The sequence below is a fragment of the Kribbella pratensis genome (genome assembly GCF_004365355.1).
Classification (GTDB): Bacteria; Actinomycetota; Actinomycetes; order Propionibacteriales; family Kribbellaceae; genus Kribbella.
This window is the reverse complement of sequence record NZ_SODP01000001.1, coordinates 938,075-964,120: the sequence shown is the minus strand read 5'-3', so window position 1 is coordinate 964,120 and position 26,046 is coordinate 938,075. Positions and strand designations below refer to the sequence as shown.

Genomic DNA, 26,046 nt, shown 5'->3' with positions numbered 1-26,046 from the left:
GTAGTAACGATCTCCACCAGACCTCAGAAGTTCCGTTAATGTCCGTCTGTGCAGGGGATGACGAACGCAACAGTGCGCCGGGGGTGGCGGGCCGATCTGGGCCGGTCGATGCGGCTGTTCCGCGCCTTCGGCGTCGAGCAGACGGACCCGGATCGCTTCTATGAAACGCTTGCTGAAGACTCCGTCGGTCAGCTGAGCGAGTATGTCGGGCTGGACGGAGCGCTGATGCTCGACGTCGGCGGAGGTCCTGGGTACTTCGGCGACGCGTTCCGCCGAGCCGGTGCGACGTACTTCGCCGTCGACTCGGACCTGGGTGAGCTCAGTGGGCGTGGAGCTCCCGCGCCGAGAACTGTGCTCGGCAGTGGGATGGCCCTGCCCGTGGCAAACGAATCGGTCGACGTCTGCTTCTCGTCAAACGTGCTGGAGCATGTCCCGGACCCTTGGCTGATGGCCGGCGAGATGGTCCGGGTCACGCGGCCAGGCGGAACGGTCTTCCTGTCCTACACCGGTTGGTGGGGACCGCATGGTGGTCACGAGACCGCGCCCTGGCACTACCTGGGCGGTCACCGCGCGGCCGTCCGCTACCAGCGACGTACGGGTCGTCCGCCGAAGAACAGGTTCGGTGAGTCGCTCTTCCCGATCACCGTCGCCAGCGGGTTGCGCTGGGCGCGCACGCGTCCGGACGTGGACCTGATAGCGGCTGCGCCGCGGTACCACCCGCGCTGGGCGTACGGCGTACTCGCTGTGCCCGGACTGCGCGAGGTCGTCACCTGGAACCTCGTGCTGGTGCTAAGGCGCCGATGAAGGTCATCTGGCGGGCTCGAGTCATCGTGGGTTGCCTGGCGCTGGTCGCGCTGTGCTTCCACCAGGCGCCCGGCAAGATCGTGCCGGACACCAAGCTCGACCTCACCGCGGGACCGGGCGCCTTCCTCGGGCGAGCTCTGCACCTGTGGGACCCGCAAGGCGCCTTCGGCCAGCTGCAGAACCAGGCGTATGGCTACCTGCTGCCGATGGGGCCGTTCCACTGGCTGCTCGACACCGTGTCCGTGCCTGGCTGGATCACACAGCGCCTGTGGTGGTCGGTAGTCCTCTGCGTCGCCTTCGTCGGTGTCTGGAAGCTCTGCAACGCCTTACAGTACGGCGTTCCGTGGACTCGCTTCGCCGCCGCACTGCTGTACGCCGTGAGCCCCCGCATGCTCGGCGAGCTTTCGATCACCTCGATCGAGGTATGGCCGATGGCGATGGCACCGTGGGTCCTCCTGCCGCTCGTCACGCCGACGGGGCGCTCCACCTGGTGGCGGGTCAGCTGGTCTGCCGTAGCGTTCGCGCTTGTCGGTGGAGTCAACGCTGTGGCGACTGGCGCGACACTGGTTCTTCCTGCGCTTTGGCTGATCACGAGGCGCGGCACAATCAAGGTCACCGCGGCCTGGCTCGGCTGCGTCGCTGCTGTCTCGCTCTGGTGGCTCGTGCCGCTGGTACTGCTCGGCCGGTACAGCCCACCATTCCTCGACTGGATCGAAGACGCTGCCGTGACGACCGGTATGGCGAGCGTGTTCGAGTCGTTCCGCGGTACGTCGCAGTGGCTGAACTTCCTGTCCGGCGGTGGCGGACCGAGCTGGCCGGCCGGCTGGCTGTACGTCACGCAGCCGACGCTGATCCTGGTCAGTGCAGCGATCGCTCTGGTCGGTCTGCTCGGGCTAGGAATGAGCTCGCTGCGCCACCGCGGCTTTCTCCAACTGTCCTTCGTCGTAGGGCTCCTGCTGCTGACGCTGGGACACGCGGGTGCGGCCGGCTCGCCGCTGGCACCGCAGTTGCACGACCTGCTCGACGGACCGCTCGCAGCACTTCGCAACACGCACAAGTTCGAGCTGGTCGTGCGATTGCCGCTGGCGCTGGCTGCGGCGCACGCCCTGCAAAGACTCACCCAACTGGCGACTGCGCGCGGGCTCTACCGCCGCGTCGTACCCGTGCTCGTCGCCTGTCTGATCGTCTCGGCGGCAACACCGGCCCTTCTCGGCCAGTTGCCCAGACACGAGGGGTACGTCGCTGTCCCGGCCTACTGGCGTGACGCGGCAGCCTGGCTCGACCGGCAGCCCGGACCGGGTTCGGTACTCGTCGTGCCGGCCTCGTCGTTCGCGGACTTCACCTGGGGCTCGACCAAGGACGAACCGTTCCAGGCGTTGCTGAAGCGACCGATGGCGGTGCGCGACGCAGTACCGCTCGGGTCCGCGGGAGCGACGCGGTGGCTCGACGAGATCGAACGACACCTCGGCTCCGGGGTGGGCGACGCGACCCTGCGCCAGGCGCTGACCCGAGCCGGCGTCCGGTACGTCGTGATCCGCAACGACCTGCGGTACGACGCGCAGGCGACACCGCTGCTCGCCGTCCATGAGAGCCTCGCCGACGCAGGCATCGACCGCGTCGCGCAGTTCGGGCCGGTCACCGGCAGCACGATCGAGCAGCCGGACGCGACGCTCGACGGCCACACGCGGCTGCCGTACCCGAGCGTCGAGATCTATGACGCGGGCGAGACGAGCTCCGGCGTACTGCTGCCGCGGTCCCGGCTGGTCGAGGTCCAAGGGGCGCCCGAAGACGTGCCGGCCGCGTTGACGGCGCTGGGTGGCGACCGCAGCGCGGTCACATCGCCCGATGCCGCGGGGAAACTCAGCGATCTGCCGTTGATCCAGACCGATGGCGTGCAGCGCCGGGAGGTGTCGTTCGGCCGGCCCGCCAACAACTACTCCCCCGTTCTGACGGCGTCCGATCCCGGCACGCAGGGCCGGCGAGCCCTCGGGTACGCCGTCGACGGAAAGGAGACGACTCGGGCCTGGAACGGCGACCTCGTCGACGTCCGCGCGTCCTCGTCGGCCGCAGACGCCGCTGCGTCCTTGCACACCGGCGCCGGCAACGGGTCGTTCGCGGCCGTGGACGGCGATCCGTCGACGCGGTGGATCTCGGGGCGGTTCGGTCGCGCCAGCGGCGAGTGGCTCGAGCTCACGTTCGCCGCCCCGCGCCCGATAGACGGCCTGAGCGTGCAGTTCTCGTTGGTCGCGCCAACGACTGAACCGGTGCGGACGCTGCGGGTGGAGACCGACGCGGGAGCACTGACATCGGTGGTGGCGGGAACGGGCGACCCACAGCACCTACCAGCGCCGCCGGGCCTGACGCAGCGGCTCCGTCTCAGCATCGCGACCACCGACGGCAAGGACCCGAACGGGGTGTCGATCGCCGAGGTGACCCTGCCCGGTATGACGGCCGCGAACAGGCTTGTCGTACCGGCGCCTGACCGACAGCCGAGCGCGCTGGTGTTCACGAACCAGCAGATCGGGCGGTCGGCCTGCCTGCACGTCGGTACGCGGCCGCTGTGCAGCGAGAGCCAGGCCGCGGACTCGGAGGAGCCTACCGGGCTGCAGCGGAGCGTCGAGGTACCGCACAGCGCGACGTACCAGCTGTTCGGTACTGGGTTGCCGAAGGACGGCGACGGGCTGGAGCGGCTGCTGGTCGTGCCGGGATCGATCACGGCCACCGCGTCCTCCCGGGCTGTGGCAGCACCCGAGGGCCGGCCGGGCGCGGCTGTCGACCGTGATCTCGGGACCGGCTGGGTAGCTGCTCCGGACGACACCGCACCGCGGCTCGCGCTGCGGCTGCCCGCACGGAGAAGCGTGACCGCCCTGCAGTTCCTGACCGATCCGTACCTGACGGCATCCCGGCCGACAGAGGTGGAGCTCTCCTTCGACGGCGGGCCGCCGACACACGCCGCGGTCGATCCGGAAGGGTACGTACGGTTCGCGGCGCGGACAGCTCGGGCCGTCGAGGTGAAGTTCACCCGCGCCAAGCCGTTGCTGGACTTCGACTCCGCCACGGGTATCGCGCGCACCGCTCCGGTCGGCGTTGCCGAGGTGCGACTCGTCGGAGCGGACGACCTGCGCAAGGCACTCGACCCGAACGGCCGGTCCGGCGCTGTCTGCGGCTACGGACCCCGGGTCCGGGTCGACGGGGTACCGGTGGACACACAGGTCAAGGCCACGGTGCGGGACCTGTTGCAGCGCAGGCCTGTGCCGTTCACGGCCTGCGGGAAGGACTCCGGCGTACTGCTCCGGGCCGGACGCCGCACCGTGGACTTCCTGGCCGGCGGTGGATTCGTTCCGGTCCGGGCGAAGCTGACCGTCCGGGCGCTGACGTCAGGCTATGCGCCGCCCGAGCGGAGCGTCGACGTCGTGCGCTCGAGTCCGGCCGAGCTGAGCACCGAAGTACCCGCAAGGGACGAGCAGTCGGTGCTGGCGGTCGCGCAGAACTACAACGCGGGGTGGGAGGCGTACGACGAGAGCGGGCACAAGCTCACGCCGATTCGGGTCGGCGGTTGGCAGCAGGGCTGGATCCTTCCGGCGAGCGCCGAGCAGGTCGTGACCGCACGCTTCGGACCGGACCGTGGCTACCGGACCGGTCTGCTCGTGGGTCTGCTGGCCTGCCTGCTTGTGCTGGGCATCGGACTGCTGTCGCGGCGGGCAGGACCTGAGCCTTCCAGCGGAAGACGCCGTCCACGGGCTTGGGTCGTTGTCGGCATCGGACTGGTCGCCGGCATGTTCATGTCAGGGTGGGTAGGCGTCGCTGCGGTCGCTGCTGCGGCCGTCTGCTCCCAGGTGGTACCGCGACGCATCGCCTTCGGGTTGGTGGCGACTGCGGTAGGCGCGGGGACACTGGTGGCCGCGGCTCAGCCCTGGCCGGGCGGACACGCCGGAGTGACCTCGGTCGTGGTCCAGGCGTCGGTGCTGTTCGGCTGTGCGTCGGCGCTGCTCGCGGGCGAGACGTCGTACGACCTGTCCCGCCTACCCAGGCGCATGATGGGTCGCTCGATCCCGTAGTAGCTGGACGCGGCAACCAGAGCGGAGATCACCAGTGTGGGCAGGAAGAGCAGGACGAAGTGCCCGCTGAACAAGGTGTAACCAGTGACCCGCTCGACCAGGCCGAGCACGATCAGGTGGTAGACGAACACTCCGTAGGAGATGTCACCGGCGACATGTCCCGCCCGGCCGCCCAGAACCCGAGCGGATCGTGGTGTCGGCGTCAGCGCAGGGAAGAGGGCGCAGGCTGCGACGGCTGTGTAGAGCAGCGTCTTCATGAACGCCTGTCCGGCAGACGGCGCCGTCAGGTTGTACGGGCCGGCCAGAGGAGTGGTCGCGATCATCAGCAGGGCTACGGCCGCGGTCCACACTGTGCCAGGCACTTTGGCCAGAGTCATCAGCATCGGGGTGGCGAGAACGCCGTATTGATGCGCCACCTGCCAGAGGGCGAATCCCATGCCGACCGCGAACCAGCCGACGTACCCGGGCAACCACAAGCCGGCCCGCGGATGTTCGGTCGCCGTTATCCACGCCATCCAGACAGGACCGACGAGCACTGGCACCACGAGTGCGGAGAGACGCGCTGCGACACCACGCCGGCTCGGGCGGCTGCGGCCGGTCAGTAGCCTCGCCAGCAACGGCAGCAGCAGGTAGAACGCGACCTCGGTCGACAGACTCCACAGCTGGGTCAGACCGTCCGCAGGAGGTCCGTCGAGGTAGATCTGCGTCAGCGTTGCGTGCCGGAGATAGATGACCCACGTGACGTCGGCATTGTGCGGCAGGAGCAGCGCAGCAAGCAGGACAGCGATCCACAGCGCGGGCAGGATCCGCAGCGCGCGGTTCCGCAGGTACGGCGTCGTCCTGGGTCGCGGAGTGCCTTCGAACCAGGCGGCAAAATGCGGACGACAGAGTAGGAACCCGGAGATCGCGAAGAAGATCGCGACACCGACGTCCAGCCTGGCCAGCAGTCCGGCGAACGGGCCGTTCAGCGACGCGCCGGTGTGGAACCCGACGTGGGTGGTCAGGACGGCGAGCGCCCCGATCGCACGTAGCCCGTCCAGCGCCGGGAATCGGACTTTCATCGGGGCAGTCCGATCTCGAGGTTCGCAACGCACAGGTTGGTCGCGGGATCGGTGGAACGCAGTCGCAGCTGGGTGGCGCGGATCCGCTCCGACGGACCGAAGTACATCGTGCCCACCCCGCCCGGCCAGTTCTTGGCCGGCAGCGCCGCGACCCGGCCCGCGTCGTCGACCAACTCGACGGACACCTGGTTCTCGCGGTTCGAGAAGTAGGCGGCCCGGACGAACCACTCGGCGGTCGCCACCTCGTCCCGCGTCGGGACCAGCGGGATGACCAACGGTCCGTTCCCGTGCAGCAACAGGCTGCAGAATTTGTTCGGCTGCGCAGTCGGCTTGTCCCTGGACCAGACGACGAACTGGGCCGGCCGGATGTGACCGCTGTCGTCGACGAGCAGCGGTTCACTGCCCGGTTCCTGTAGCTGGAAGCGCCGTCCGGCCATCCGCAGTACCGGCGACAGCCGTCGGTCGGACATGAGCGCGCTGCCCATCGGTGGCGGCAACGTCGTGTCCCAGAGGTTCACGTTCGGCCCGGTGCGATCCAGCTCAGCATCGACGGTCGCGAAGTACGCCTTGGCCGGGTTTTTACCCCACTCATCGGCGAACCCGGCGTCGGACACCACCACTCCGGCGAGGGCTCCGGTCAGCACCACGGCCGGAACCACGATCCGTAGGTTCTGGGCGGTCAGTACGACGGCCAGCGTCAGCGGGATCGAGAGATCGGACCAATAGTGGTAGTGCACGGTGAAGACGGATCCGAAGACGCCGAACCGGCCGTACGACAGGAGCGCGACCGTCGCGAGGACGTAGCCGAGCACCGCGCCCCAGAGCAGCAGCGCGCGGCGGTCTCGCCGCCATGCGACGGCCAGCAGCACAGCGGTGACCAGTCCCCCCAGCACGACTGCTGCGATCGGCGGGTCGGCGAGGCTGAACACCTGCCCGGTATCGGCCCATCGCCAGGGACCGCCGACGACCGCGGTCAACGGCACCTCGAAGCTCTGCGCGACCAGTCGGCCAAGGTCCGCCGGCGATGGCACGCGACCGGCCGATGGGTTGCCGCTGGTCAGGTAGAGGACTCCGAATCCCAAGACGGCGAGGCCGAGCGCGGCGGCGTACGGCAAGGTACGGCGCAGCCAGTTGCGGAACGGCTCGTCGCGCAGATAGAGGGCAAGGGCAACGGCTGTGCAGAGGATCAGGCCGGACTTCTCCCAGCAGGCCAGCGAGATCAGCAGCGACAGCGGGCCGTAGGCAACGGCCCGGCGGCGGTGCCCGCCGTACCAGTCGATCGTTGCATGAAGCAACAGAAGGCCGAAGACGTGGGCGGACAGGTTGTTCACGCCGCTCGACAGCGACAGGAACGACGGCATGCTGACCGGCACCAGCGCGTAGATCGCCGTACCGATGGCCACCCACCAGGTCAGGCCGAGGATCCGGAGCAGCAGCATGCCCATCAGCACGGTCGCGATCGCCTGCATCGCCATCCGCCAGCCGATCGTGACGTCGTGGTTGAGCGGCGCGATCGCCGCGAAGGCCGCGTAGACGAGCCGCAGGCCGGGGGCGATGTGGTCGTTGAGCGGGGTCAGCAGCTCCTTCGGCGCGAATCCGCGGTCGCCCTGGACCAGGAACTCGAGGTCGTCGGTCAACCAGGAGCCGCGGCGTGCGAGCAGGCCGAGCCCGACCGCCTGCAGCACCGCGACAGCGACCAGCACACCGCGGAGAACCGATGTCTCCGGCGTCGCCGGCCGCCCTGAGATCCCCCTCATGGGCCGCGACTATATGCCAGTCCGGGCCGTTTCGAACTCGTCGTACTCGGCGTCTGGTCAAGGCCGCTACCCGCTGGTAGCGTCCCGCGCACAGACCGGGAGGGGATGCAGTGGGGACTCGTAGTCGTGCGGCGCTGGTGGGGCTTGGAGTGTTCTTCATCGGCGTTGCGGCGCTGGCCAGGTTCTACGCATACCCGACGTTGGCGGTCGCGCCCCCAGGGCAGGTCGCGCACACCGTGTCGACCGGGGCGGACGCCACAATCTTCAGCGCCGCGGACCTGAAGCAGAAGGACCACGTCGATCTCGAGGCGCGCCGCACCGTCCGCGGCGATGTCGTCGCGGCCGACAAGATCAGCAAGGCGCTGAACCGCAAGGTGGTCGTCTTCGACACCGCGGTGGTGACCGACGACTCGAAGAACTACCAGTTCCCCGACGATGCCTCCAAGACGGCCGAGATGCCGTTGAGTTTTGTCCAGGAGCGGGTCGTGCTGGACGCGAAGACCGGTGAGGCGGTGCGCTGGAACCCGACCGGCAACGACAACAGCGGCGAGTACATCACCACCACGCTGGACAAGGCAGACCGGCTCAAGCCGAACCGGAACAGCGCGCTTTTCCAGGGCCATGAGGGTTTGGTGCTGAAGTTCCCGTTCGGTACGGAGAAGAAGAGCTACACCTTCTGGGACACGACGCTGCGCAAGGCCTTTCCGATCGACTACAAGCGGGTTGAGCACTTGGACGGGCTCAAGGTGTACGTCTTCGAGCAGGTGATCCCGAAGCAGAACATCCCGGTGGCGAAGGCGCTCATGGTCCCGGGCGCGCTCGTCGACGACCCCAGCAAACCGTCCGTCGCGGTGCAGCGTACCTACCAGAACACGCGGACCCTGTGGATCGAGCCTGTGACCGGAGCCATCATCAAGGGCCAGGAGCAGCAGCTCGCGACCATCGCGTACAAGGGCGAGGACAAACTCACCGCCACCAAGGTCACCATCGCCTACGACGACGCCACCGTGCACAAGAACGTCAAGGGCGTCAAGGAAAACAACATTGCCGAAGGTGGCTACCAGGCGAAGGCAGCGCAGCTCCAGGCGATCTCTCTCTGGATCCCTCTCGTATCCCTCATCCTCGGCCTCCTACTCCTGAGCTTCGTCATCGTGCGCCAAGTCCGCGGATCAGATTCACGCTGAGCCGGCCGAGGATCTGCCGCATGAGAGTGCGTTTCGTCTGACAGGGCCTCCGGTTCGGGCACTATGACCTGGTGACAGTCGACGACCCCGACGCACGGGCCACCTTTGACCGGAAGGTGCAGGCGCTTGAAGGGCTTCGCATCCACGCGGTGGACTATTGGGACATTCACAACTACGGTCCGGATCCCGCTCGGTGGGATTACGGAGACTGGCACCACGCCGTCATGGGTCTACAGCTTTCCACGGACTCCGGCCCCGTGACTCTCACCTGGACCAGCACCTTCTACCCCTACGGTGTGGAAGTTTTCCCCGAACCCATCGAACGCCACCTTCTCCTGGGAGAGTACGGCCCGGAACGCATCGGCCCCGACGGCGAATCTCGTTGGACAGGCTTCCTGAACACACCAGTACTGCGTACGACGACATCGTGGGAGCGGCTCGAACTCGGCCCAGCCATCCGGTCAACCGGCGAGATCGTCGACGCCGCGCATGTAGTCGACGTTCCTACTTCACTGCGTCTGGACTTCAGCACCGGCCCCGTCTGGTTCGTGGCCGGGATCCCGCGATATCCGTCAATGGAGCAGGTCGCCATTCCGGGCGACGAGATCATCATCGTCTTCTCGGCCACAAAGATGCGCGCCATGGGCTACACCGACCCAACATTCGTTGCCTGAACGCGGCAAACGAGCCCACCCGCGGAGTTCCCGACCCGGATGATCATCGGCGGGGCATAGATGTGATGGTCAGCCGCGACGCAGTGAACTCGATGTGGAACGCGTAGGTCGTCAGCCTGAAAGTCTCCCCGGTCGTCGTACTCGAAGTCTTCAACCTGGCCGTACGCCTCGCCCGGCGGCTCGTCCCCGCCGTACGTCGCACCGTCGTGTTCCCACTCCCGGGTGCGTAGTTGCTGGCCGTCGCGCGGGTGGCTATTGGGAAGGAGCCATGAACGACGCGATTTCGCCATAGGCGCGCATCGCGGCGATCCGATCACCGGCAAGGTCATAGGCTACGCAGTAGGGAATCCGGGGTCTGCCGTCCTTTCCGGCGCAGGTTCCCTCGAGGTAGGCCGTGCCGTCTGCGAGGACAAGTTGGCGGGTCTTCAGATCGGACATGCGGGCGTGCAGGCCGTTTATGGCCTCTTCGACCGCTGGGGCGCCGCGTATGTCGGCGCCGTTCTGGATCGTGGTCCATGTGACATCGTCCGTGAGGAACTGTCTGAAGTGACCCGTCCCGAGTGCCTCGAAGTAAGCGTGCATGAGGCGACTGGTGTCATCGGTCGACATTTGGGTCTCCGTGGCTCGCTGCAAGCTGAGTCGTCACGCTTCAGTGTGCGCGCGGTCCTGCTCTTCCGTCATCGCCTCGATACCGATCCATTGCAGCGCTGTTTCGGCCGATCAGGACGTCCCGCAGACATCGCGAGCGCTAGGGTGCCGGATCGCCGGCGCCGCCTCGACCGCATGCCCTACTGGAGCGGGCGCCGCCTTCTGGCGTTCTCAACCTCTCCACCCCGGTTCGAGAGGGACGGAGATCTTGGCGTCACCATGCCTAACGGTGATCTCGATCGCATCCACCAATTGGCGGACCTGCGGCTGCGAGAGCCCATGTCGGATGTCGTACTCCGGACGCGAGACGGCCTCGTAGCCCGCGGAGATCGCAAAGCAAAGCCGTTGAGCCACCTCACGCGTCATGCGGACGACCACAGCGTCATCGCGTCGGTTCCGACGTCGCGACGACCCCATGGCAGACTCCCTACGTGAGTTACGAACTCGTCTTCTGGCAGCAAAGCGCTTCCCAGACTCTGGACCCGGAATCGATCTATCAGGAACTGATGGACGAGAGAGGATCGGTGCCGGGTCTCAACGACATACCGGTGGATGCTTTCCTAGACGCACTGGTGGCTTCATTTCCCGGGGCTTCGCGGGAGGCCAACGGTGCCAGTGAGTGGCTCACGTGGGTCAGCCCGACTCAACGAGCGGGACTCGAAGTCACGTGGTCTCGGCACCACCTTCGAGCGGACTGTCGCGGCATGTCTGGCGACAACATGAACCGCATCGTGAATGTAGCGATCGGGCTCGGCTGTCCGCTGTATGACCCGCAGGTGGGTGAGCGCTTCGCGTTCGACGGACACTGATCCGCATGACCTCGGCACTCGCTCATCGGCATGTCCGCACTATCGTCCGCGGCGTTTGCGGAGGAACGCAGGGACAACGATGGGCCCGAGAGCACGTCGCGCCGCGTGGGGTCCGGAGTGCCTGACACGCAACCACGTGCTTTATCGGTCCGTAGTTCCGACAACAGGAGAATCGTAGTGCTGGATCACCCTCACGTCGGCCACTGAGCGCACTGTCGGCTCCATGACCGGACGTTTCCGCGGGATGTGGCACCATCGGGGATCTGAACGGCCTGAGTGATGAATGGGCTGCCTTTGAGTCCCGATCCACACCGTCTGACGAAGAGTGGGCCGACGCGGTTCGTCGCTACCGGCCAGGGTGCGTCGTTGACGGGACGGTGATCAGTCATCACCGGTTCGGCTTCTTCGTTGACCTTGGTGAGCGGATCATCGGGTTGGTCGAGATCCCAATGCTTCTTGACGATGCGCACCAGCCAGTGTCACCGGACGACTATCCACCCGTTGCCTCGCAGGTCCGCGCCGTCGTGATCGGCGCGACCGACCACAACCGACAGATCCGCCTGAGCATGCGTCCGTCAGACTTTGACCGCGCCAATCGCTGACGGCCCGCACATCGACAGTTCCGAGCTTTCACTGTCGGCAACAGATCAGTGTGTTCGCTGTCGTCCAGTCTCATACGTGAATCGCCCGTCCCGCTCGCCGGCATAAAGTTCGTCCGCGACTGCCTGGCCCAACGCCCGATCGCAGGAGAGACCGAGCAGGTGACCGCTGTAGCCCTCGATCAGGCAACCCATCTCAGCGAATTCGACCGCAACCTGACTCAGCGCAGCCTCGTCCGCATCCTCCTGCCAGATCCGAAACGTGTAGTTGCCCCCGTCGACCACGATGGCTGTAGCGACTAGCGCACCCTCACCGGATGCGATGACTGCCACCTCGTCGCCGAAGTTGAGGTCGTAGGCGAACAAGGGCACCGCGCAGATCTCTGCTGTCTCGCGGCCCGGGCTACGACGCGCACGAAGGCCCTCCCAGATCCGCGGAGCGTCCGGCTCAGTCGGTATCGCGAACCATACGGTCGCGTCGGACTCCTGAACCGCAGGGATCGGGACCAGCGCTCCATCCAGGGCGTGACAGGTCACCCCGGGATGCTCTCGGTACTGATCAGGCATGGCGGAAGCCTAATGGCCCAGGCCATTTGCTCATCCGCTCATGGCCGTGAACGACCGCGCAGACAGCGGCATGAGAGTGCGTTTCGACCTCAGCCCTCGCACACGAGATAGCGACCCTCGTGGCGCTTCAGGAACTCCCGGAGTGAGTCGATCGGCGTCGCGGGCAGGGTCGATTCAGGCGCCGACGCGAACGCCGCCAGGAGCCGGTCGATCAGTTCTCTCGTGATCGCTGGGGCGTTGTAGTTCGGCGTAGTCCCGAGGAGAAACAGCACGTCGAACACGGCGCCCGCTCGTCCGGGGCTGGGATAGTCACCGGCGTTGGTGCAGCCGAGCCACATCGATGCCCATGAGGAAGGTACTCGAGAACCCGGTTCTCCTTGACGTTCCAGAACGCTCGGATCTCGTTGTGGGCGGGCGGGTCATCGATCACACCCAGCCAGATGTCGCAGACGAACTCCACGCAGAGCAGCCTTCCATCCTGCACGGTCATCGGCAGTTCCGACTTTTGACTCTCCGCGGCACATGAGTGCGTTCGAGCTTCGCGCCCGGATTGAGGCGGTGGCCTCACTCGTCAGACGGCGGAGCGTTCACCCTCGTGTCGTGGTCCCACCACTGCTCTGAGATCACAGCACCGTTCTCGTCGTAGGTACGACTCACGCCGTGGCGAACGTTGGTACGCCAGAAGTCCTCGGCTCGGAGCCGTCCTGAGGCATCCCAGTCCCGGGCCGGTCCATGCTGTAGACCGTCGACATATGAGAGTTCGCTTCGGGTGCCGTCCTCCATGACGTCGAAGGCGATGCCCGTGAACGGTTGACCCCGATAGTGCATGACCAAGTCTGGCCCAAACTCCAGTTCACTGTCGGGCACCCGCAACGCACTGCCTTCCTGGCCCTCGTTCACGCGAGCACAATGCCACGTCCCTCTCCGCGTAGTGCTCACGGGGGATGAGCGCGCACGGACAGCGGCATGTCATTGCGTTGTGGCGGCTATTGTCTTCGGGTGACCGAGACCTTGGTGCGAGCCTTTCCATCGCGCCTGCACTCCGCCGCATCGGAGGTCATCGGGTCGCTACCGGCAAGCGCCCACGAACCAGTTGGGGATATCGCGACAAGCAACAGACGCGCCTGCGCGGACCTCCGTCTCGCGAGCGAACCGGTATCGATCCCCTCCAGGATCTACAACCCGAGGCCCGAGCAGTCGCTTCTCCGCCAGCTCGATGACGAGCGCATGCTCGTCTTGTCCTGCATCTACTCCCGGCATCACGATGGATTCGTCCGTCAAGAGTTCGCGTCCCGGATCCTCGCGTCGGATGACGCCTGCGTCATCCCGTTCGTTGTCCAGCTCCTCGGCGAGTACGTCGTCGAGATTTGTGCCGACGTCGAGCGCTTCGTCCTTGAGAGTCTGCCGACTCGCCCGAACATGCCCGAGGGTTTCGCGACCTTCCTCGCCGACAATCCGTGCTACACGGCGCTCACAAAACAGCGTGCGACCAGCTACTGGTCTTGCTACTACCGCCGCCAGTACCCATCCCGCCAGACCTACCCGGGCCTTGTCGCGTTGGATGCACTGCGCACGCCGGCTGACCTCTGAGCACCGCAACGCCACGCGAATGGAACCAACGCCCTGAATTCGGCATGAGCGGATTGCGGCAGATCAGGACGTTGACAACCGTGCCGCCGACACGACGCGGCTGCATCGCACGATGCTGGCGGTCTTCGGTGTCGGCGCGACCTCCACGAGCCCGGGCAAGCGTCTCAGGCCGGGCGCCCAGAGACTGAGCAAGACATCGGTGGTCGGGGACCCGATCTCGGCCCCCTCCGGCTACGGTTTGACCATACGCGAAGCGACCTCCGGAGGGCCTGATGGCCGACTCCCCACGAAACGCCCATGTGCCGGTGCGACGGGAGTACGTCGATGAGCTCCGTTGGACCTTCTCGCACCGCCGATCCTGGCTGATCGCCTTCACCGCCAACCTGATCCTTGCCGCGGCCTTTGTCGGCTACGAGCGCTACAGCCCGCGGACTGGCGGCCTCAAACTTGCCGGAGCGGCAGCAGAACTAGCGGCATGGGTGCTGGCGAGCACACTCACCACCAACCAGCTCGGCGACGACGCAGCCAACGTGTTGTCGCGCATCGATCACGGCGATCACATCGTGCACATCCTGCTGTCGAAGGACTTGGTTCTCGCCTCGCTTCTGCTGCCCATCACCCTCGCCGTCTCCGTCGCCGCGCAACTCGACATCACCCGCATGAACCGGCTGGCGCCATCCCTTACCGAAGACCTGCTTGACGTGTTCGTGGTGTTGCTGTGGCTCGGCATCGGCGCACTGACCTCCGTGCTCATGCCCTACCGAAACATCCCGCTGCGAGCCCGGTGGCGCGCCCGCCGCACCTGGCCACGCTGGCTCGCATGCCAGGCGTTGCCCTACGTCCTGTTCTTCACCGTGATCCCCCTGCTGACCTGGCCCGCGTACGAGGCCGCCGGCCATCTTTTCGGCGGACGCCGCACCAACCTGGCCGAGTATTCGACCACATTCGTGTTCTGGGGCGCGACGGTCTGGGTGGGCGGCCTCGCGCTGGCGACGCTCTACGTCCGCCGCGCCCCCGACCGATTCCTCACTGACCTCAGGCGCCCGTCATAAACACCCGCCCGCGTCCGCAACTGCCGCAAGCGATTCGAACCCATCCGGTCTCGGCATGTTGGTTCGCGCTGTCAGCGGCAGATCCGGTTGCCGCAGCGCACGCTATCTGCGGCGAGCGGACGTGTGTCGTGGGCGGTTGCCGGCCCGCTCAGGCGACTACGGCTGGATGAGGCCCTCCTGCAAACCTTGGGATGATGGCGCCCAGCTCTCCAGGCGACAGCAGCCCTTGGCCCAGAGGGCCCGAGCGGTTCACGCTCATCGGAGGGAGAGCCCGCAAAGCATCGCTGACCCGCGCTGACGCCTGGCCGAGCTGCCACTGGATCTCGGCTTCTACTGCTGCGGGTTTGTCTGGGGATGCCACGCCGGCGGCCTTGGCCGCGTACGCGGCGGCACCCAGCGCAGAAACCCAGGGATCGAGCGGTACCGCCTCCGGGGCAACCGCGAGGCCATCGCGACAACCTGCTGTGGAGCATCGACCTGGTCCTAACCGGTCCAGCGAAGAGTGGGCACGGTTCCTCCGCGAATGTTGCGACAGCAGCATTCGCAATGCCTTGTGCCAACTTCGGAGACGTTTTCGACAAAGCGTCATTCTTCCTCGGAGGTCATTGCGCCATCAGCACGGTCAGCTGTTCGAGCGCGCACCAGCCGCACGCCGGTGGCAAGTACCCATACGATCCAAGCGAAGTAGCCGGGTACTCCCACGAACAGGAATGCCGAGCCGTCCGCGACCGCGAGACTGGCCGCCCCGGCCGCGAGCAGCAGGCCTCCCCCGGCCACGCCGAACAGCAACTGCCACCGGGGCGTCAGCCTTTTCGCGTGTGTCGCTAGTGCAGCGCCGATCAATGTAGTGCTGAGTGCCGGCAGCGATAGCGCGAACGCTGCCGCGTGCATGCGCCAGGCGAGCTCGAACGCTGGGGTCGGCTCGGTGAGCTTGCCTGCGGCCAGTACGACACCGTCCCACAAAACGGCGTAAGTCATCACGACCGCGGAGTAACAGGCGCCCGCGGCCATCGCGAGGCGCGACCAGTCCGCGCCCGCGTGACCCCCGCGGCGCCCGGTGAGCCCGTGGAGACCGGCCAGGAACCCGAGCAGCAGCGGCACGTTCAGCGCTTCCATGCCGACCGCGATCGCGACCGCAACCGGGTGCCCCTCATGGAAGGCCAGCACCTCCTTGATAGGGGCGCTGTAGGCCGGCGCTCCCGCCAGGACAACCAAGTTCTCGATCACCAGCGACGCTGCCAACGTGATTGCCGTAGCGCCGACCACCCGCTCTCGGAGCGCTCGGGCCGGGCTGGATCCCGTCGTTGCCGCTTCCGCGCTCACGGGCCCGCGGGGGGACTCCAGTGCAGTGGGGGCGTTCCGCGGTGATCTCATCTCAGACTCCTTCGTTGCGGTCGGATGACCAATGACTCCACGGTTGCTGACTTCGACGACTGGCGGATCGGCTTAGAGGTCGTGCGCGTTCGGCCGAAGGAACGATCCATCTCTCGTCCTTTGGGGCGGCCAGCCCGCGGTCCTGCCCGACTGTGGCAGCCAGTGAAGGCCGCTACATGCGTCCTGTGAGCTGCCGGCCTTCAGGAAGCGATCTCCAGCGCGAACGGGATGTTTCCCTTGGTCGCGATGGAGTACGGGCAGACGCCCTTGGCCGCCTGTGCCAGTCGATGAGCCGTTGTGGCCTCGATGCCGGGCAGGGTGACGATGAGCCGGACCTTCAGGGCGTATGCAGCGCCTCGTGGCCCCATGGCGACCTGGGCTGTGACGGAGGACTCCGCCAGGCAGATCCCTTCCTGTCGAGCGATCAGTCTCAGAACCACGTCCGCGACGATTGGGACCCCTTCAGTCCCCCACTCGGCCGGTGTCGTAGGCCCACATCGCGATCTCGACCCTGTTGCGGGCGCCGATCTTGGTCAGCAGGCTCGCGACGTGGGTCTTGGCGGTCGTCAGGCCGATGAAGAGGTCGGCGGCGATCTCGGCGTTCGTGCGGCCACGGGCGACCAGCGCCAGCACCTCCTCCTCGCGGTCGGTGAGCGGCTCGATCGGTTGGGTACGCCGTTTCGACGGTCCCCTGGCGGCCAGGGTGGACAGCAGCCGCCGGGTGATGTTCGGCGCGATCAGGGCATCGCCGGCGGCGGCGGCATGCACGGCCTGGACGAGCAGCTCCGGCCCGGCGTCCTTGAGTAGGAAGCCTCGGGCGCCGGCCCGGAGCGCGCCGTGAACATACTCGTCGAGGTCGAAGGTGGTGATCACCACCACCGCGATTGGGTCCGGGACGCCCCGCCCTGCGAGGAGCTCGGTCACCTCGATGCCGTCGAGCCCGGGCATCCGGATGTCGACCAGGCACACGTCGGGGCGGAGCCGATGCGCCAGCTCGACCGTGGCGTGGCCGTCGGCGGCCTGGCCGACGACCTCGATGTCGGGCTGCGCTTCAAGGATCATGGAGAGGCCGGTTCGGACCAGGTCCTGGTCGTCGGCCACCAGTACGCGTACCGTCATCTGCCCACCTCCGTCGGCAGCTCGGCGTCGACCGCCCACCCGCCCTCGGGCGCTGGTCCGGCACGCAGGGTGCCGCCGAGCAGCTGCGCGCGCTCGGTCATCCCCAGCAGCCCGAAGCCGCGGCCCGCTGGCCGGGCCGGGTCGATCTGTCCGTCGTCGGTCACGCGTAGCCGCAGCCTTCCTGCCCCCTCGACGACCCGGATCTCCACACGCGAGGCGTTTCGCGCGTGCCGCAGCGCGTTGGTCAGCGCCTCTTGCGCCAGCCGGTACACGGCTGCATCGACCTGGGGCTGAAGTCCGGCCACATCACCAGCCAACTCCACCTCGACGACCGGGACCGGGTCGCGGCGGGCGAGGGACACCAGGTCGGCGACGCCGGGCTGGGGGGTGTACTCCGCCGGCGCTCCCTCGCGCAGCACCCGGACCATCGCCCGCATCTCCGCGAGCGTCTGCGATGCTTCCCCTTCGATGGCCGCCAGCGCCTCGAGCGGCGCTTCGGGTCGCTGCCCGGCCAGCGCCCGGCCCGCCTGCGCCTGCACCGCGATCGCCGAGACGTGATGGGCGACCATGTCGTGCAGCTCGCGCGCGAGTCCTATCCGTTCCTGGCTGCGAATCTGCTCCAGCGCCCGTCGCCAACTCTCGGCGCGGTAGCGGAACGCCGCTCCGCCCGCTGCTGACGCTGCCAGGATGCCGAACCCGCCGATGAAGTCGGACGGGCCGGTGTAGTCGGCGACCGTACCGATTACCGCAGCGATCAGCACGAACATCAGCCCGATCACGATCTCGCGCCCTGAGCCCCAGCGGACCAGCGCGTAGACGAGCACCAGGATGTAGATCATTGCGTTGAGCCCCAGGTGCGAGGGGCCGCCCGCCAGGGTCGCCAGTCCCAACGCCATCGCGGTGCCGAAGCCCACCATGACGCAGGCCAAGGGCTGGGTACGCCGCCAGAGCAGCACGGGCGCGAGTCCGACTGCCACGATCGTCGCGAACGGTCGCCAGGCGACGTGGTCCCGGAGGACTCCCTCGAGCAGCGCCGTTATCATCAACACCCCCACCAGCGCCCAGTCGCGCCGCCCCCGTTCGGGAGCGGCGGCTGCGCGGGGCTCGGCCCACAGCGAGCGCAGGGCGTTGGTGATCACCCGTCCAGCCTAGACAGCCGAGGCCCCGGGGACCGACCGAAAGAACGAGACGCTGCTCCTCCCGACGGCCGAGAAAGGTCCGGCCTGGACGCGGATGTGCGCACGCCGCGACGCGGCGAGGGTGGTCACATGATCACTGTTGAGTCACTGACCCGGAGGTACGCCGGCTTCACCGCCGTCGACAACGTCTCTTTCACCGCCCTGCCGGGTCGCGTCACCGGCTTCCTCGGCCCGAACGGCGCCGGCAAGTCCACCACGATGCGCGTGATGGTCGGTCTGACCGTCCCGACGTCCGGCACCGCGACCATCAACGGAGAACGGTTCGCCGACCTCCCCAACCCCGGCCTGGAGGTGGGCGTCCTGCTGGACGCCTCTGCCCAGCACGCAGGTCGCACCGGACGCGAGATCCTTACGATCGCCGCTGACACCATGGGTCTGCCCCGTCGCCGCGTCGACGAGATGCTCGAGCTCGTCAGCCTGACATCTTCGGAGGCCAAGCGCCGAGTGCGCAACTACTCCCTTGGCATGCGTCAGCGACTGGGCATCGGCACCGCACTGCTCGGGGACCCCCGGGTGCTGATCCTCGACGAACCAGCGAACGGGCTCGACCCCGCCGGGATCCGGTGGATGCGCGACCTGCTGACGGGCTTTGCCAGCCAGGGCGGCACCGTCCTGTTGTCCTCACACCTGCTCCACGAGATCGAGGTCATCGCCGACGACCTGGTCGTGATCGGCAAGGGAAAGATCGTCGCGTCCGGCAGCAAGGAAGAGCTGCTGGCCGCAGCGGGGACGCTCGTCCGGTCGCCGTCACCGCGCGACCTCGCGCACGCCCTCGAACGGGCCGGGATCCCCAGCACGCTCGCAGGGGACGGCTGGGTCCGCACGGATGCCGACCCGGCTCGGGTCGGGGCGGTGGCACTGACAGCTGGCATCGCCCTCACCGAGCTCCGGTCCGCCGAGGGCACCGGGCTCGAAGACATGTTCCTGTCGCTCACTGCCGACACCCAACGCGAAGGAGTTGCGGCATGACCGCCACGATCGTCCCTCCCGACACCATCGAGGCCGAGCCGGCCCGACGGACCGCCCAGCCCATCCGGACCACCCGACTCGTCAAGGTCGAGCTGCGCAAGATGTTCAACACCCGCTCGGGATTCTGGATGCTCATCAGCATCGGCGTCCTGTCGCCCATCTCGGCCGGGTCGCTCCTCGTCCTCGGCCTCAACAGCGACGTCACCTACCAGAACTTCGTGAGGGCCAGCGGGTTCCCGATGTCGGTGATCTTGCCGATCATCGCGATCCTGGCCGTCACAGGTGAGTGGAGCCAGCGAAGTGGGCTCACGACCTTCACGCTGGTGCCGAGCCGCGGCCGCATGATCGGCGCCAAGGCGATCGCGACCCTCCTGGTGGGCCTCGGCGCCGTCTCCGTCGCCTTCGCGGTCGGCGCCCTCGGCAACGTGGCCGGGTCCGCGCTCGCAGGCGTCGACACCGCGTGGGACGTTTCGTTGTCCATGGCACTCCAGATGATGCTCTACAACCTGGTTGGCATGGCCTTCGGCTTCGCCCTCGGTGTCGTGCTGCGCAACTCCGCGGCCGCGATCGTGGGCTACTTCGTCGCTTCACTGGTCATGCCGGGCATCCTCGCGCTCCTGGCTCAGGTGCGTTCGTGGTTCGAGGACCTGCAGCCGTGGATCGACTGGCACTACACGCAGGTGGCGCTCCTCAATGGCGCCACGAACACTGTCAAAGAGTGGGCGATGCTCGGCTCGACCACGATGATCTGGATCGTCCTTCCCCTCGTCATCGGACTGCTGTCCCTGCGCCGCTCCGAGGTCAAGTAGTCGCACCACGGGCGGCGGTATCCGGAACCCCACTGTGGGTTCCGGATACCGCCGCTTCGGGGTGCGTCGGCTTAGCGCCCCCGTCATGACGTCGCCTGGCGGCGAGAAAGGAGACCACAACCATGACCACCTACACCCCGCCACCTGAGCCAGGCCGCACCGCCTCCCGCAGGAACCGCCCCGTCCCCCTCGTCATCGGCATCCTGCTCGCCCTCATGGGCCTCCCGCTGCTGCTCGGAGGCCTCGGCCTCGGCTGGGCCGTGGCCACCCAGCGCGACGACGACGGGTTCTTCAGCACCCCGACCGAGCAACTCAGCACCCAGACGGTGGCCCTCTCCAGCGAGGTCGTGAACCTCGGCAAGGCCGGCCCCAACGACTGGTGGGCCGACCATCACCCCGCCACCGTGCGGCTGAGCGCCCGGTCCGAGGGCGCAAGGGCCGTCTTCATCGGGATCGCACCGAGCGCCGACGTTGCGCGGTATCTGGGCAGCGCGTCGTACGACGAGATCAGCGACCTGCGCTCCGACCCGTTCGAGTACTCGCTGACCCGGCGCGGCATCGGCGGTGACCTGAGCACGCCACCCACGGACCGGCGGTTCTGGACCGCACAGGCCAGCGGCCCCGGCACCCAGGCGCTGACCTGGGACGTCAAGCCCGGCACCTATACCGCCGTGGTCATGAACCTCGACGGCTCCCCGGGGGTCGACGTCGACCTGTCCGCGGGCGGGCGCCTCGGCTGGCTCACACCTCTGGCATGGAGCCGCGGCCTGCTCGGCGGCGCCCTGATACTCGGCAGCGCTCTGCTCGTCGTGTACGGCGCCAGGCCACCGGGACCGCGGGTCCCCGGCCAGGCCTCGCCTGGTCAGCCTCCGGAAGGCGCCCGGCCCGACACGCCGGTGACTCTGGTCGGCGCGCAGGACCCGCAGCTGAACCGTGGGCTCTGGCTGGTCAAGTGGTTCCTGGCGATCCCGCACTTCGTGGTGCTCGCGCGGCTGTGGCTGGTCTTCGCGGTGCTCACCGTGGTGGTGTTCTTCGCGATCCTGGTCACCGGCCGCTACCCGCGTGGCTTGTTCGACCTCAACGTCGGCATCCTGCGGTGGACCTGGCGGGTGCAGTTCTACGCGACGGCTGCGACCGGCACCGACCGCTACCCGCCGTTCACCCTCGACCACACCGACTACCCGGCCGACCTCGACATCACCTACCCCGAGCGGCTCTCGCGCGGGTTGGTGCTGGTCAAGTCCTGGCTGCTGGCGCTACCGCACCTGATCGTGGTGGGCGTGCTCGTGGGCACGTGGCAGTTCGGTGACGCGCACGGCATCCAGTTCGCCGTCGGCGGACTGATCGGCGCGCTGACGTTGGCTGCCGGACTGCTACTGCTGTTCACCGGCCGCTATCCGGCGTCGTTGTTCGACCTCCTGGTCGGCCTGAACCGGTGGGTCTACCGCGTGACCGCCTACATCGCCTTGATGACCGGCACCTACCCACCATTCCGGCTGGACCAGGGACCGGCGGAGCCTCATGGCGTCGCGGCCACGCCGAGCACACCCGACGCGCCGTCGACGACCGGTTTCGAATCGCCGGTCGAGGAGCGTCACCCACGCCGCGAGGTGAAGGCGTGACCGATGCTTGCCGTCACCGCGCTCGCGGTGGGTACCCGGCGGAGCGGTGCGGCGTCGACGGAGTTACCGCGGTTCTTGGTGGGGCCGGCCCGCAGATTCCGGCGGTAGCCGGAAAGGATGCATCGGCGATGAGCCGGGGGGCGGGCGGAGCGGGTGCGTTGAGGAGCGGGGCGGCGGAGGAAGCGGTTGCGGAGGACGCGCGGGTGATTGCCCTGTTTTAGAAGGGGAGTTTGGGTTGGGGTGGGGCGTGGGTGGGGTCTACGCCGTCGAAGAGGCTGCTGACTGATTCGCCGTCGTGGATTCGTTTGATGGCTTCGGCGAAGAGGCCGGCTACTGAGGTGACCTGGAGTTCGGGGAAGCCGTCGGGGCGGGGGACGGTGTCGGTGCTGATGACCTCGGTGATGGAGGGGTGGGAGCGGAGGCGCTCGACGGCGGGGCCGGCGAACAGGCCGTGTGTGCAGGCTACGGCGGCCGACGTACAGCCTCGGTCCTTCAGGCGGTCGAGGAGTTCGATGATGGAGCCGCCGGTGGCGATCTCGTCGTCGAGGATGATCGCGCGTTTGCCGGCGACGTCGCCGACGATCGCGTCGATCACGACCCGGTCGTCGGCCAGGCGCTGCTTGCTGCCGGCAGCGACCGGGGTGCCCAGCAACCGGGCGAACTGGGTCGCGGTTTTTGCGTTGCCCAGGTCGGGGCTGACGACGACGGTGTCGCTCAGGTCGCGGCCGCGGAAGTGGTCGGCGAGTACGCCGATGGCGGTCAGGTGATCGACCGGTACGGAGAAGAATCCGTGCACCTGCGGCGCATGCAGGGCCATCGTCAGGACTCGATGGGCGCCGGCCGTGGTCAGCATGTCCGCGACGAGGCGGCCGCCGATCGAGATGCGGGACGAGTCCTTCTTGTCGGAGCGTGCGTACGCGTAGTGCGGGATGACCGCGGTGATCTGCTGGGCCGACGCACCGCGAGCGGCGTCGATCATCAGCAGGAGTTCCATCAGGTGCTCCTGGGTCGGCGGCACCAGGGGTTGCACGATGTACACGTCGCGTTGCCGACAGTTCGCCTGGAGTTGAACCTGCAGGCAGTCGTTGCTGAAACGGTGGATCTCGACCGGTGAAAGCGGTACGCCGAGATCAGTACAGATCTGCTCCGCCAACTCCGTGTGGGCACTTCCGCTGAACACGACGATCTCTCGCACGGCTCTCCCCGAACGCTGCGACCCCGACGCAGGCAGCCTACCTGGCGCAGCCGCCCCGGGAACGCCGAGGGCATCGGGCAGCGACAGCATCGAGCGGAAAGCTCAACACTTCGCCGACCGATTCAGCTGACCAGACGGGCGAGGACCGTCGCGGCCGTGCGGCAGTCCTCGGCCGAGGCATCGAGGTGCGTCACGATCCGGAGCTGGGTGGCGCCGACACCGCCGACCAGTACGCCGGCCTCCTCCGCGGCCGCTACGACCTCAGCGACCGTGCGACCGGTAGCAGCTAGATCGGCGACCACGATGTTCGTCTCGACCTGATCCGGCTTGACCGAGCCCGGTGCGGCGTCGGCGAGTACCTCCGCGATCGCGCGAGCGTTCGCGTGGTCCGAAGCCAGCCGCTCGACGTTGTGCTCAACGGCGTACAACCCCGCCGCGGCGAGCACACCCGCCTGCCGCCAACCGCCACCGAGGCGCTTGCGCCAGACCCGCGCCTCGCGGATCAGCTCAGTGGAGCCGACCAGCACCGAGCCGACGGGGGCGCCCAGGCCCTTCGACAGGCACACGCTGGCAGCCGCAGCCCGCGAAGCATAGGCCGCCATCGGTACGCCGGAAGCCACGGAGGCGTTCCACAGCCGGGCGCCGTCCAGGTGCAGCGGGATGTCGCGAGCGTCGAGCTCGTCGGCGAGCGCGTCGTACCCGTGCTGGATCGCGCCGCCGCCGAAGTTGTGCGTGTTCTCGACCGAGACCGCGGACGTCCGGACGAAGTACGGACCGAGGTCGGCCGCGATCAGTGCGCGGATCTGCTCCAGGTCGATCTGACCGGCGGGCGCCGTCCAGGTCCGGGACGTCACCCCGCTCACGGCCGCGTGCGACCCGAGCTCGGCCCGAACGATGTGCGCGCTCGACTCGCAGAGCACCTCGCCACCCGGCGGCACCAACGCCCGTACGCCGAGCATGTTCGCGAGCGAGCCCGTCACCGTGAACAGCCCGGCCTCGTGCCCGAGGAGCCCCGCGACGTGCTCCTCCAACGCGTTGACGGTCGGGTCCTCGCCGTACACATCGTCGCCGACAGGCGCGGCCGTCATCGCGGCGAGCATCGAAGCGGACGGCCGCGTGACGGTGTCCGAACGAAGATCGATCATGCCTGCGCGCCCCGCAGCCGCTCAGCGACCAGGAAGGCGAGCTCGAGCGACTGGTGCCGGTTCAGCCTCGGGTCGCAGGCCGTCTCGTACCGGTTCACGAGATCCTCCGCGACCAGCTCCTCACCGCCGCCGAGGCACTCGGTCACGTCGTCGCCGGTGAGCTCCATGTGTACGCCGCCCGGCCACGTCCCGACCTGCTCGTGCGCGTCGAAGAAGCCCTGCACCTCGTCCATCACGTCGTCGAAGTTGCGGGTCTTGTACCCGTTCGGCGTCTCGTACGTGTTGCCGTGCATCGGGTCGCACACCCACGCGATCGGCGAACCGTGGTCACGGACCGCCTCCAGCAACGGCGGCAACGCGGAACGGATCTTGCCCGCGCCCATCCGCGTGATGAACGTGAGCCGCCCCTCGATCCCCTTCGGGTTCAGCTTGTCGATCAGAGCCCGGATGTACTCCGGAGTCGTGGTCGGGCCGATCTTGACGCCGAGCGGGTTCGACAGCGAGGCGAGGAACTCGACGTGCGCGCCGTCCAGCTGACGGGTCCGCTCCCCCACCCAGAGCAGGTGGCCGGACACGTCATACGGCTGCTCGGTCCGCGAGTCGATCCGCGTCAGGGCGTGTTCGTACTCGAGGATGAGCGCCTCGTGCGAGGCGTAGAAGTCGACCGTCCGGAACTCGTCCGACGTCGCTCCGCAGGCCCGCATGAACGCGAGCGCCCGCTCGATCTCCGACGCCAGCTGCTCGTAGCGGCGGCCGACCGGCGACGACTTCACGAAGTCCGTGTTCCAGGCGTGCACCTGGTGCAGGTCGGCGTACCCACCCGTCGTGAATGCGCGGGTCAGGTTCAGCGTCGCGGCGGCCGCGTTGTAGACGCCGCGCAGCCGGTTCGGGTCCGGGATCCGCGACTCGGGCGTGAAGTCGAAGCCGTTGACGGCGTCACCGCGGTACGACGGGAGCGTGACGCCGTCGCGCGTCTCCTCGCCGGAGCTCCGCGGTTTCGCGTACTGCCCGGCGATCCGGCCGATCTTGACCACGGGCACGCTCGCGGCGTACTGCAGGACGACCGACATCTGCAGGAGCACCCGGAGCTTGGCCCGGATGTTCTCCGCGGTCACGCCTGCGAACGTCTCCGCGCAGTCGCCACCCTGCAGGATGAAGGCCTCGCCGCGCGCGACTGCGCCGATCTTCGTGGTCAGGTCGTCGCACTCACCGGCGAACACCAGCGGCGGCAGCGTCCGGAGCTCGGCGATGACCTGGTCCAGCACGGCCCCGTCCGGCCACTCCGGCTGCTGCAGCGGCTTCAGCCCCCGCAGGTCGTCCAGACTCGGAACCCCCGGCACTTCCCCAGCCGTCAACGTCGCAAATTGCATGGGGCCAACTCTAGGCCAGGGCCTGGAACCGAAGGTGACCATCTCAGGTCAGCGAGCCTGGATCGGAAGGTACGTCGACGGCATGCTCGCGGAGGACGGTGAGCGGAACCGTGTCGAGCGTGCGGGCGTGGGTGGAGGCGAGTACGACGGGAGACGCGGCGCCCGCGTGGTACGCCTGGAGCCAGCGGGCGGCGACCACACACCAGCGGTCGCCCGGCTCGAGGCCGGGGAAGTTGTATTCGGGGCGGGGTGTGATCAGGTCGTTCCCGACCGAGGACTGGTGGGCGAGGAAGTCCGCGGTCATCACCGCGCAGACGGTGTGACTGCCGAGGTCTTCGGGGCCGCTCGTGCAGCAGCCGTCGCGGTAGAAGCCCGTGACCGGGTCGGTCCCGCACTCCTCCAACGGTCCGCCGAGCACGTTCAGGTCGCTGTCCATGGCGA

24 protein-coding genes and 1 pseudogene are annotated in these 26,046 nt (G+C 67.8%); 11 read left to right on the top strand and 14 right to left on the bottom strand.

The window, feature by feature from the left end:
- Positions 1 to 57 precede the first annotated feature (57 nt).
- Together EV653_RS04480 and EV653_RS42840 are read left to right on the top strand one after the other, a co-directional pair.
- Positions 58 to 804: a class I SAM-dependent methyltransferase gene (locus EV653_RS04480; protein WP_202871478.1), complete on the top strand. Its 747-nt coding sequence runs from the start codon at positions 58 to 60 to the stop codon at positions 802 to 804.
- A pseudogene (locus EV653_RS42840) lies at positions 801 to 3,911 on the top strand (alpha-(1->3)-arabinofuranosyltransferase); the annotation flags it as partial. The gene EV653_RS04480 and the pseudogene EV653_RS42840, both read left to right, overlap by 4 nt.
- Before the next feature lie 800 nt (positions 3,912 to 4,711).
- Here the strand turns inward: EV653_RS42840 and EV653_RS04470 are convergent.
- Positions 4,712 to 5,923, bottom strand: coding sequence for an acyltransferase family protein (locus EV653_RS04470; protein ID WP_134098202.1), 1,212 nt, complete (start codon positions 5,921 to 5,923; stop codon positions 4,712 to 4,714).
- Complete coding sequence (locus EV653_RS04465) at positions 5,920 to 7,680, bottom strand: hypothetical protein (RefSeq protein ID WP_134098201.1); 1,761 nt, start codon at positions 7,678 to 7,680, stop codon at positions 5,920 to 5,922. The genes EV653_RS04470 and EV653_RS04465 overlap by 4 nt, the downstream gene beginning before the upstream one ends.
- 110 nt (positions 7,681 to 7,790) lie before the next feature.
- Between EV653_RS04465 and EV653_RS04460 the strand changes: the two genes are divergently transcribed.
- Together EV653_RS04460 and EV653_RS04455 are read left to right on the top strand one after the other, a co-directional pair.
- Positions 7,791 to 8,864, top strand: coding sequence for a DUF3068 domain-containing protein (locus EV653_RS04460; protein WP_134098200.1), 1,074 nt, complete (start codon positions 7,791 to 7,793; stop codon positions 8,862 to 8,864).
- Positions 8,865 to 8,935: 71 nt separating this feature from the next.
- A complete protein-coding gene (locus tag EV653_RS04455; RefSeq protein WP_134098199.1) occupies positions 8,936 to 9,538 on the top strand; it encodes a hypothetical protein in 603 nt (200 codons plus the stop codon).
- A gap of 252 nt (positions 9,539 to 9,790) precedes the next feature.
- Here the strand turns inward: EV653_RS04455 and EV653_RS04450 are convergent, their stop codons facing one another.
- Complete coding sequence (locus tag EV653_RS04450; protein WP_134098197.1) at positions 9,791 to 10,147, bottom strand: nuclear transport factor 2 family protein; 357 nt, start codon at positions 10,145 to 10,147, stop codon at positions 9,791 to 9,793.
- A 470-nt stretch (positions 10,148 to 10,617) separates the two neighbouring features.
- Here EV653_RS04450 and EV653_RS04445 point away from each other — a divergent pair, with 470 nt between their 5' ends.
- Positions 10,618 to 10,995 (top strand): hypothetical protein, encoded by a 378-nt coding sequence (locus EV653_RS04445; protein ID WP_134098195.1) that lies wholly within the window; start codon positions 10,618 to 10,620, stop codon positions 10,993 to 10,995.
- A 254-nt stretch (positions 10,996 to 11,249) separates the two neighbouring features.
- A complete protein-coding gene (locus tag EV653_RS42660; protein WP_134103898.1) occupies positions 11,250 to 11,597 on the top strand; it encodes a S1 RNA-binding domain-containing protein in 348 nt (115 codons plus the stop codon).
- 45 nt (positions 11,598 to 11,642) lie between these two features.
- Here EV653_RS42660 and EV653_RS04435 read toward each other — a convergent pair whose 3' ends face one another.
- From EV653_RS04435 to EV653_RS04425, 3 genes are all read right to left on the bottom strand, one after another.
- Entirely contained in the window at positions 11,643 to 12,161 is a 519-nt protein-coding gene (locus EV653_RS04435) for a DUF4265 domain-containing protein (RefSeq protein ID WP_134098193.1), read from the bottom strand.
- Between the two features lie 89 nt (positions 12,162 to 12,250).
- Positions 12,251 to 12,442: a hypothetical protein gene (locus tag EV653_RS04430; protein ID WP_134098191.1), complete on the bottom strand. Its 192-nt coding sequence runs from the start codon at positions 12,440 to 12,442 to the stop codon at positions 12,251 to 12,253.
- Positions 12,443 to 12,725: 283 nt separating this feature from the next.
- Complete coding sequence (locus EV653_RS04425; RefSeq protein ID WP_134098190.1) at positions 12,726 to 12,989, bottom strand: toxin-antitoxin system YwqK family antitoxin; 264 nt, start codon at positions 12,987 to 12,989, stop codon at positions 12,726 to 12,728.
- Positions 12,990 to 13,388: 399 nt separating this feature from the next.
- Here EV653_RS04425 and EV653_RS04420 point away from each other — a divergent pair, with 399 nt between their 5' ends.
- Both EV653_RS04420 and EV653_RS04415 read left to right on the top strand, forming a co-directional pair.
- Entirely contained in the window at positions 13,389 to 13,751 is a 363-nt protein-coding gene (locus EV653_RS04420; protein WP_134098189.1) for a hypothetical protein, read from the top strand.
- A gap of 272 nt (positions 13,752 to 14,023) precedes the next feature.
- A complete protein-coding gene (locus EV653_RS04415) occupies positions 14,024 to 14,803 on the top strand; it encodes a hypothetical protein (protein ID WP_134098187.1) in 780 nt (259 codons plus the stop codon).
- A 585-nt stretch (positions 14,804 to 15,388) separates the two neighbouring features.
- Here EV653_RS04415 and EV653_RS04410 read toward each other — a convergent pair.
- From EV653_RS04410 to EV653_RS04395, 4 genes are all read right to left on the bottom strand, one after another.
- Positions 15,389 to 16,030 carry a hypothetical protein gene (locus tag EV653_RS04410; RefSeq protein ID WP_202871477.1) on the bottom strand — a complete coding sequence of 214 codons (642 nt, stop codon included), beginning with the start codon at positions 16,028 to 16,030 and terminating at the stop codon, positions 15,389 to 15,391.
- A gap of 347 nt (positions 16,031 to 16,377) precedes the next feature.
- Positions 16,378 to 16,617, bottom strand: coding sequence for an OsmC family protein (locus EV653_RS04405; protein WP_166679288.1), 240 nt, complete (start codon positions 16,615 to 16,617; stop codon positions 16,378 to 16,380).
- Between the two features lie 22 nt (positions 16,618 to 16,639).
- Complete coding sequence (locus tag EV653_RS04400; protein WP_134098182.1) at positions 16,640 to 17,296, bottom strand: response regulator; 657 nt, start codon at positions 17,294 to 17,296, stop codon at positions 16,640 to 16,642.
- Positions 17,293 to 18,435, bottom strand: coding sequence for a sensor histidine kinase (locus EV653_RS04395; protein WP_134098180.1), 1,143 nt, complete (start codon positions 18,433 to 18,435; stop codon positions 17,293 to 17,295). The genes EV653_RS04400 and EV653_RS04395 overlap by 4 nt, the downstream gene beginning before the upstream one ends.
- 129 nt (positions 18,436 to 18,564) lie before the next feature.
- Here EV653_RS04395 and EV653_RS04390 point away from each other — a divergent pair, with 129 nt between their 5' ends.
- From EV653_RS04390 to EV653_RS41980, 3 genes are all read left to right on the top strand, one after another.
- Positions 18,565 to 19,464 carry an ABC transporter ATP-binding protein gene (locus tag EV653_RS04390; protein WP_134098177.1) on the top strand — a complete coding sequence of 300 codons (900 nt, stop codon included), beginning with the start codon at positions 18,565 to 18,567 and terminating at the stop codon, positions 19,462 to 19,464.
- On the top strand, positions 19,461 to 20,273 hold the full coding sequence (locus tag EV653_RS04385; RefSeq protein ID WP_134098175.1) for an ABC transporter permease subunit: 813 nt from the start codon (positions 19,461 to 19,463) through the stop codon (positions 20,271 to 20,273). The genes EV653_RS04390 and EV653_RS04385 overlap by 4 nt, the downstream gene beginning before the upstream one ends.
- A 122-nt stretch (positions 20,274 to 20,395) precedes the next feature.
- Entirely contained in the window at positions 20,396 to 21,895 is a 1,500-nt protein-coding gene (locus tag EV653_RS41980; protein WP_238159561.1) for a DUF4389 domain-containing protein, read from the top strand.
- A 217-nt stretch (positions 21,896 to 22,112) separates the two neighbouring features.
- On the opposite strand, the gene EV653_RS04375 is transcribed toward EV653_RS41980, so the two are convergent.
- The 4 genes from EV653_RS04375 to EV653_RS04360 all read right to left on the bottom strand — a co-directional run bounded on the left by EV653_RS04375 (position 22,113) and on the right by EV653_RS04360 (position 26,041).
- Positions 22,113 to 23,090 carry a ribose-phosphate diphosphokinase gene (locus EV653_RS04375; RefSeq protein WP_134098173.1) on the bottom strand — a complete coding sequence of 326 codons (978 nt, stop codon included), beginning with the start codon at positions 23,088 to 23,090 and terminating at the stop codon, positions 22,113 to 22,115.
- Between the two features lie 122 nt (positions 23,091 to 23,212).
- A complete protein-coding gene (locus tag EV653_RS04370; protein WP_134098170.1) occupies positions 23,213 to 24,235 on the bottom strand; it encodes a threonine aldolase family protein in 1,023 nt (340 codons plus the stop codon).
- Complete coding sequence (locus EV653_RS04365; RefSeq protein WP_238159560.1) at positions 24,232 to 25,605, bottom strand: class II 3-deoxy-7-phosphoheptulonate synthase; 1,374 nt, start codon at positions 25,603 to 25,605, stop codon at positions 24,232 to 24,234. The genes EV653_RS04370 and EV653_RS04365 overlap by 4 nt, the downstream gene beginning before the upstream one ends.
- Before the next feature lie 43 nt (positions 25,606 to 25,648).
- Entirely contained in the window at positions 25,649 to 26,041 is a 393-nt protein-coding gene (locus EV653_RS04360) for a DUF2237 family protein (RefSeq protein ID WP_134098168.1), read from the bottom strand.
- Positions 26,042 to 26,046 lie beyond the last annotated feature (5 nt).

Bases quoted from the DNA above. Each gene is read 5' to 3' on its own strand.
- EV653_RS04480 (WP_202871478.1), top strand. From the start codon at position 58: ATGACGAACGCAACAGTGCGCCGGGGGTGGCGGGCCGATCTGGGCCGG.
- EV653_RS04470 (WP_134098202.1), bottom strand. From the start codon at position 5,923: ATGAAAGTCCGATTCCCGGCGCTGGACGGGCTACGTGCGATCGGGGCG.
- EV653_RS04465 (WP_134098201.1), bottom strand. From the start codon at position 7,680: ATGAGGGGGATCTCAGGGCGGCCGGCGACGCCGGAGACATCGGTTCTC.
- EV653_RS04450 (WP_134098197.1), bottom strand. From the start codon at position 10,147: ATGTCGACCGATGACACCAGTCGCCTCATGCACGCTTACTTCGAGGCA.
- EV653_RS04435 (WP_134098193.1), bottom strand. From the start codon at position 12,161: ATGCCTGATCAGTACCGAGAGCATCCCGGGGTGACCTGTCACGCCCTG.
- EV653_RS04425 (WP_134098190.1), bottom strand. From the start codon at position 12,989: ATGCACTATCGGGGTCAACCGTTCACGGGCATCGCCTTCGACGTCATG.
- EV653_RS04420 (WP_134098189.1), top strand. From the start codon at position 13,389: ATGCTCGTCTTGTCCTGCATCTACTCCCGGCATCACGATGGATTCGTC.
- EV653_RS04415 (WP_134098187.1), top strand. From the start codon at position 14,024: ATGGCCGACTCCCCACGAAACGCCCATGTGCCGGTGCGACGGGAGTAC.
- EV653_RS04400 (WP_134098182.1), bottom strand. From the start codon at position 17,296: ATGACGGTACGCGTACTGGTGGCCGACGACCAGGACCTGGTCCGAACC.
- EV653_RS04390 (WP_134098177.1), top strand. From the start codon at position 18,565: ATGATCACTGTTGAGTCACTGACCCGGAGGTACGCCGGCTTCACCGCC.
- EV653_RS04385 (WP_134098175.1), top strand. From the start codon at position 19,461: ATGACCGCCACGATCGTCCCTCCCGACACCATCGAGGCCGAGCCGGCC.
- EV653_RS41980 (WP_238159561.1), top strand. From the start codon at position 20,396: ATGACCACCTACACCCCGCCACCTGAGCCAGGCCGCACCGCCTCCCGC.
- EV653_RS04370 (WP_134098170.1), bottom strand. From the start codon at position 24,235: ATGATCGATCTTCGTTCGGACACCGTCACGCGGCCGTCCGCTTCGATG.
- EV653_RS04365 (WP_238159560.1), bottom strand. From the start codon at position 25,605: ATGCAATTTGCGACGTTGACGGCTGGGGAAGTGCCGGGGGTTCCGAGT.
- EV653_RS04360 (WP_134098168.1), bottom strand. From the start codon at position 26,041: ATGGACAGCGACCTGAACGTGCTCGGCGGACCGTTGGAGGAGTGCGGG.